The following is a 5,940-nucleotide window of genomic DNA, read 5'->3' as shown; positions in this document are numbered from 1 at the left end:
GTCGACTGGCACGAGATGCACCCCGACGGCACGGTGCGTCGCACCGGACTGCCCACCTACCCGTTCCAGCGCCGCCGGCACTGGATCGACCCCGTGCAGAAAGGTCCGCGGTGAACTGGTTCGTCTCCGCCGGAAGCCGACCCGAGGCCCCGGTGCGATTGTTCTGCCTGCCCTACGCCGGTGCGGGCGCCAGCGCGTTCCGGCGCTGGGCGTCCGAGTTCGGCGAGAGCGTCGACGTGACGCCGGTGCAACTGCCGGGCCGGGAGAACCGGATCACCGAGGACCCGCGCTTCAGCGTCGCCGAGGTGGCCGACGCCATCGTCTCCCGGGCCGACCGCCCGTACGCGATCTACGGCCACTCGATGGGCGGACGGCTCGGCTTCGACGTGGTCCGCGAGCTGCGCCGCACCGGCCGCCCGCTGCCGCTGCGGCTCTACGTCGGCGGTGCCCGCGCCCCGCACGTACGCACCCCCGGCCCGTTCGACGGGCTGTCCCGGGCGAGCGACGACGAGTTGCTGCGCCGCCTCGGCGAGGGCGGCGGCCTCCCCGCCGAACTGCTCGACCACCCGGAGCTGGTGGAACTGCTGCTGCCGCTGCTGCGCGCCGACTTCGGCCGGGTCGACGACTACCGCCACGTGCCCGGCGAGCCGCTGCCGGTGCCGATCGTCGCGTTCGCCGGCCGCACCGACCGGGCGGTCACCCGGGACCAGAACGCGGCCTGGGCCGAGCACACCGCGGCCGGGTTCACCCTGCACGAGCTGGACGGCGGGCACTTCTTCCTGCACGACCGGCTGCCCGAGCTGGCCGCGCTGATCCGCGCCGACCTGACCGCCGCGCTCTCGGACCCCCGCGCCGGCACGCCGGACGCGGGTCCGGACCCGGTGCGCGCCGCCGGCCGCGGGACCGCCGGCGCCGCGCACCGGGTCCCCCTCGGCGACACCGGCTGTCGGTGTGACGCGACGCGGTGCTGCGTACCACCGGGTCCCCGGCCGACTGGATTCGCTGTTCAGCGCGCCCCGGGCCGCCACCGCCGCCGACGAGCGGCACGGGACCGGCGCGGGCGCGGACCGGTTCGACAAGGAGTTCGAGGAGGCGCTGCGCTCCGGCGCGCAGGGTTCAGCGCGCTGGCCGCCGATCCGCTGCTTCGCGAGGCGGTCACCTGGCAGAACCGGGGCGCGCTCGTCGCGTTCGACGGGCTGGTGCGCGGCGGCGCCGACGCGGCCCGCAACGTACGCCGCCGCGACCGGGAACGGGCGCTGCTGAAGTACTGGCAGCGCTACTGCGGCAAGAACGAGACGGTCGGCTTCTTCGGGCCCAGCTGCTGGGTCACAGTCGATCCGGCACAGCCGGAAGTTGCCCGGGTCAACCCCGGCGACCGGTTGACCCGCCGACGCTGGGTGTGGTTCGAGTCGTGGGCGCTGACCGCGTACGCCGACCGGATCGGCGCGGACCTGGCGGTCCGCCGCTGGTGGCCACCGATGCTCCGGCCACACCTGGCGGTCCGGGACCGGGCCGTGCTGCGACCCGGACGTCCGCCGCTGACGCTGACCCCGGTCGAGGCCGAGTTGCTGCGCGCGGCCGACGGGCGGCGCCCCGCCGCCGACCTGGTCGCCGACCCGGCGATCGGGCTGCGCCGCCCCGAGGACGGCTACGCGCTGCTCGACCGCCTGGTTGAGCGCGAACTGATCACCTGGGACGCGGCCCTGCCGGTGAGCCCGGACGCCGAACGGGTGCTGGCCGACCGGATCGAGGCGATCGGTGACGAGCCGGCCCGCGCCGCCGCCCGCGCCGGGTTCGACCGGCTGCGCGCCGCGCGCGACGAGGTGGCCGCGGCGGCCGGGGACGCGGAGCGGCTGCGCGCCGCGCTGGACGCGCTCGACGCCACGTTCACCGAGCTGACCGGCGTGCCCGCGGTACGCCGGGCCGGACAGATGTACGCCGGGCGCACGGTCTGCTACGAGGACAGCGCCCGGGACCTGGACGTGGTCTTCGGCGCGCCGCTGCTGGCCGAGCTGGCCGCCCCGCTGGACGTGCTGCTGCGCGCCGCCCGCTGGCTGGCCAACGCGCTCGCCCGCGCCTACCTCGACGTGCTGCGCGGCCTGTACGAGGAACTGCGCGCCGAGTCCGGCGGCCCGGTGCCGCTGGCCGACTGTGGTTCCTGGCTCAGGGCATGTTCTGGGGCGACGGCGAGCGGCCCGTCGACGCGGTGGCGGCGGAGTTCGCCCGCCCATTGGTCCGGGCTGTTCGGCCTGGACACGCTGCCCCCCGCAGCACCGACGTACGGCTGCGCGCGGCCCGACCTCGCCGACCGGATCGACGCGGTGTTCCCCGGCGCCGGCCCGGAGTGGTCCAACGCCGCCATCCACAGCCCCGACCTGCAGATCTGCGCCACCGACGCGGACGCGCTGCGGCGCGGCGACTACACCGTGGTGCTCGGTGAGCTGCACGCCGCCTGGTCGTCGTTCGACTGCGCCGTGTTCACCCCGTCGCACCCGGACGTGGAGCGGCTGCGCGACGCGCTGGCGGCGGACCTCGGGCAGCGGCGCGTCCGGTTGCTGTTCCCGGCCGACTGGCCGCGCCGGACCAGCCGTACCGCCGAGTCGCTGACCGGCCCGACCGACCGGCACCTGGCGTTCCTCGACGCGCCCGGCGCCGACCCGGCCCGCGTGCTGCCGACAGTGGACCTGGTCGTCGACGACGTCGACGGCGAACTGGTGGCGACCGCCTCGGACGGGCAGCGCTGGCCGCTCACCGAGATCTTCGCCGAGCCGTTCAGCGCGCACGCCGTGGACGGCTTCAAGCTGGTCGCCGCCGCGCCGTACACGCCCCGGATCACCGTGGACCGGCTGGTGCTGGCCCGGCAGACGTGGCGGACCACTGTCGGCGAGAGCGGCCTGGCCGTCCCGAACGGGGAGCGCGAGCGCTTCCTCGCCGTCCGGGACTGGCGCCGCCGCCTCGGCCTGCCCGAACAGGTGTACGTCAAGTTCGGCACCGAGACCAAGCCCTGCTTCGTCGATCTGTCCGCGCCGGCGTTCGCCACCACGCTCTGCGCGATGGCGCGCGCCGCCCGGGTCGACGGCGGCGACGACGTCTCGTTCACGTCAGCGAGATGCTGCCCGCCCCGGAGCAGGCGTGGGTGCCCGACGGGCAGGGCCGCCGCTACTTCAGCGAGCTGCGCCTGCACATCACCGACGCCCGGCGGGAGGACCACCGGTGAGCCATCTGGTGCCCCTGGGCGACACCGGCTGGTCGGTGTGGCGTGACGTGGTCCTGCGGACCGCCGGTTTCCCGGCCGCCGGGCTGGACCGGTTCGCCGCGCCGGACTGCGCCGCCGTCGCGGACGCGCTGCTCGCCGGCGACACCGGCGCCGAGGTGTTCGACAAGACGCTGCGCGAGGCGTTCGCCGAGTCCTCCGCGGTGGCCGGCGAGCTGGCCGCCGACCCGCTGCTGCGCGAGGCGGTGACCTGGCAGAACCCGGACATGCTGATCGCGCTGGACGGGCTGCTGCGCACCGACCCGCAGGTCCGCAACGTGCGCCGCCGCAAGCGCGAGCTGAGCCTGCTGCGCTACTGGCAGCGCTACTGCGGCAAGGCCGAGACCATCGGCTTCTTCGGCCCGGTCTGCTGGGGCACGTTCGACACCACCCGGCCCGGCGTGCACACCGTGCCCGGTGCCGCGCTGGTGCACCGGCGGCGGGTGTACTTCGAGGCGTGGGCGCTCATCGCGTACGCCGACCGGCTCGCCGACGACCTGGCGGTGCGCCGTTGGTGGGCGCCGGCCCTGCAACCGCACCTGACCGTCGCCGGCCGGGAGCTGCGCTGGCCGCTGCACCCGCCGATCGCGCTGACCCCGGTCGAGGCGCTGGTGCTCGGCGCCTGCGACGGGCGTACCCCCGCGGTGGAGCTGGCGCAGCGGCTGTGCGACGCCGGCGAGGTGCACAGCGCCGACGACGTCTACCTGCTGCTGGACCGGTGGGTCGAGCGCGGCCAGCTCAGCTGGGGCGCGAACCTGCCGATCGCGCCCGACGCCGAGCTGGTACTCGAAGCGCGGATCGCCGCGATCGGCGACGAGCCGGTCCGCGCCGCCACAGCGGCCGAGTTCGGCCGGCTGCGCGCCGCCCGCGACGAGGTGGCCGCGTCGGCCGGCGACCCGGACCGGCTCGGCGCCGCGCTCGCCGCCCTCAACGCCGAGTTCACCGCCGTCACCGGCCGCCCGGCCACCCGGCACAGCGGGCAGATGTACGCCGCCCGCACCGTCTGCTACGAGGAGACCGCCCGCGACCTGGAGTTCCGCATCGGGTCGGCGGTCATCGACGCGCTCGCCGAGCCCCTCGCCGTGGTGCTGCGTACCGCCCGCTGGTTCACCGGCGAGGTGGCCGCCCGCTGCGGTGAGGTCTTCACCGAACTGCACGAGGAGCTGGCCGCCGACGGCCCGGTGCGGCTGGCCGACCTGTGGCTGCTGGCCCAGGGCACGCTCGTCTCCCCGGACGGCCCGATCGGTCGGGCCGGCGCCACGCTCACCGCACGCTGGGCCGAGCTGTTCGGCCTGGCCGACCTGCCCGAGGGGCAGCCGGAGCTGCGGCTGCGCGCCGCGGACCTGACCGACCGGGTCCGGGAACTGTTCCCGGCGACCCGACCCGGCTGGCCGTCGGCCCGGCTGCACAACCCGGACGTGCAGCTGTGCGCCGCCTCGCCGGAGGCCGTCGAACGCGGCGACTTCCTGCTCGTGCTCGGCGAGCTGCACCCGGCGTCGGTCGCGTTCGACAGCGCGGTGCTCAGCCCGTTCCACCCCGACCCGGCGGCGCTGCGCGCCGACCTCGACGCCGACCTGGGCCCGGTCCGGCTGCGGGTGCTGTGGCCGGACAGCTTCCCCCGCCGCACCACCCGCACCACGTACGCGCTGACCGGCCCGGCGGACCGCCAGCTCGGCATCGACACCGCGCACGGCGCCGACGTGGACCGCCTGGTCCCGGCCACCGCCGTGCTGGTCGAACGCACCGGCGACACGCTCACCGCGGTCTTCCCCGACGGCGCCCGCTGGCCGCTGATGGAGGTCTTCGCCACGCTGCTCGGCTCGCTGCTGCTCGACGCGTTCAAGCTGCTCGGCGCCGCGGCGTACACGCCCCGGATCACCATCGACCGGCTGGTGGTGGCACGGCGCACCTGGCGCACCACGGCCGGGGCGTGCGGGCTGGGCGGCCACCCCGACGAGACCTCCCGCTACCTGGCGGTACGCCGCTGGCGCGCCGAGACCGGCCTGCCCGAGCGGGTCTTCGTCAAGGTCGGCACCGAGATCAAACCCTGCTACGTGGACCTGACCGGGCCGCTGTACGCGCAGTCGCTGTGCGCCATGGTCGACGCCGCGCTCCGGACCGGCCCGGACGTGCCGGTGGTGGTCTCCGAACTGCTGCCCGCCCCCGCCGAGGCCTGGGTGCCCGACGCCCAGGGCCGCGGCTACGTCAGCGAACTGCGCCTCCAGATCACCGACCCGGCCGAGCACCTTGGAGCACTCCGGTGACCGACACCCTGACCGTCAGCGCCGTCCACGGCACCGACCTGCCCTGGCCGGACGCCACCCTCGCCGACCTGATCACCGCGCAGGCGGCCCGCACCCCGGACGCCGTGGCGGTGCGCCAGTGGGACACCCGGCTCACCTACCGGCAGCTCGTCGACCGGGCCGCCGGGGTGGCCGCCGCGCTGCGTGAGCACGGCGTCGGCCGGGGCGACCGGGTCGGCGTGTGCGGCGCGCGTACCCCCGACCTGGTGACGACTGTGGTCGGCGTGCTGCTCGCCGGCGCCGCGTACGTGCCGCTGGAGCCGGGCGGCCCCCGGGCCCGGCTGCGCGGCATCGTCCGCGACGCGGGCGTCCGGGTCGTCGTCGGCGACGCGGCGGCGGCCGAGTTCGGCGACGAGCCCGGCGTGACGGCGCTCGGCCTGCCCG

Annotated in this window: 3 protein-coding genes; all 3 read left to right on the top strand. The window is 76.2% G+C overall.

The annotated features are described in order from the left end of the window. Positions 1-152: 152 nt before the first annotated feature. A complete protein-coding gene (locus MCBG_RS06135) occupies positions 153-3,263 on the top strand; it encodes a thioesterase domain-containing protein (protein ID WP_223201092.1) in 3,111 nt (1,036 codons plus the stop codon). Further along, positions 3,214-5,517, top strand: a complete 2,304-nt coding sequence (locus MCBG_RS06130; RefSeq protein WP_043324640.1) for a lantibiotic dehydratase — start codon at positions 3,214-3,216, stop codon at positions 5,515-5,517. The genes MCBG_RS06135 and MCBG_RS06130 overlap by 50 nt, the downstream gene beginning before the upstream one ends. Next, positions 5,514-5,940, top strand: a 427-nt coding sequence (locus MCBG_RS06125; protein WP_043324638.1) for an AMP-binding protein, incomplete at its 3' end; no start/stop codon positions are given. The genes MCBG_RS06130 and MCBG_RS06125, both read left to right, overlap by 4 nt.

The organism is Micromonospora sp. M42, from assembly GCF_000568915.1.
Classification (GTDB): Bacteria; Actinomycetota; Actinomycetes; order Mycobacteriales; family Micromonosporaceae; genus Micromonospora; species Micromonospora chalcea.
Note: the sequence above shows the minus strand (reverse complement) of the source record. Positions and strands in the feature narration are given on the sequence as shown.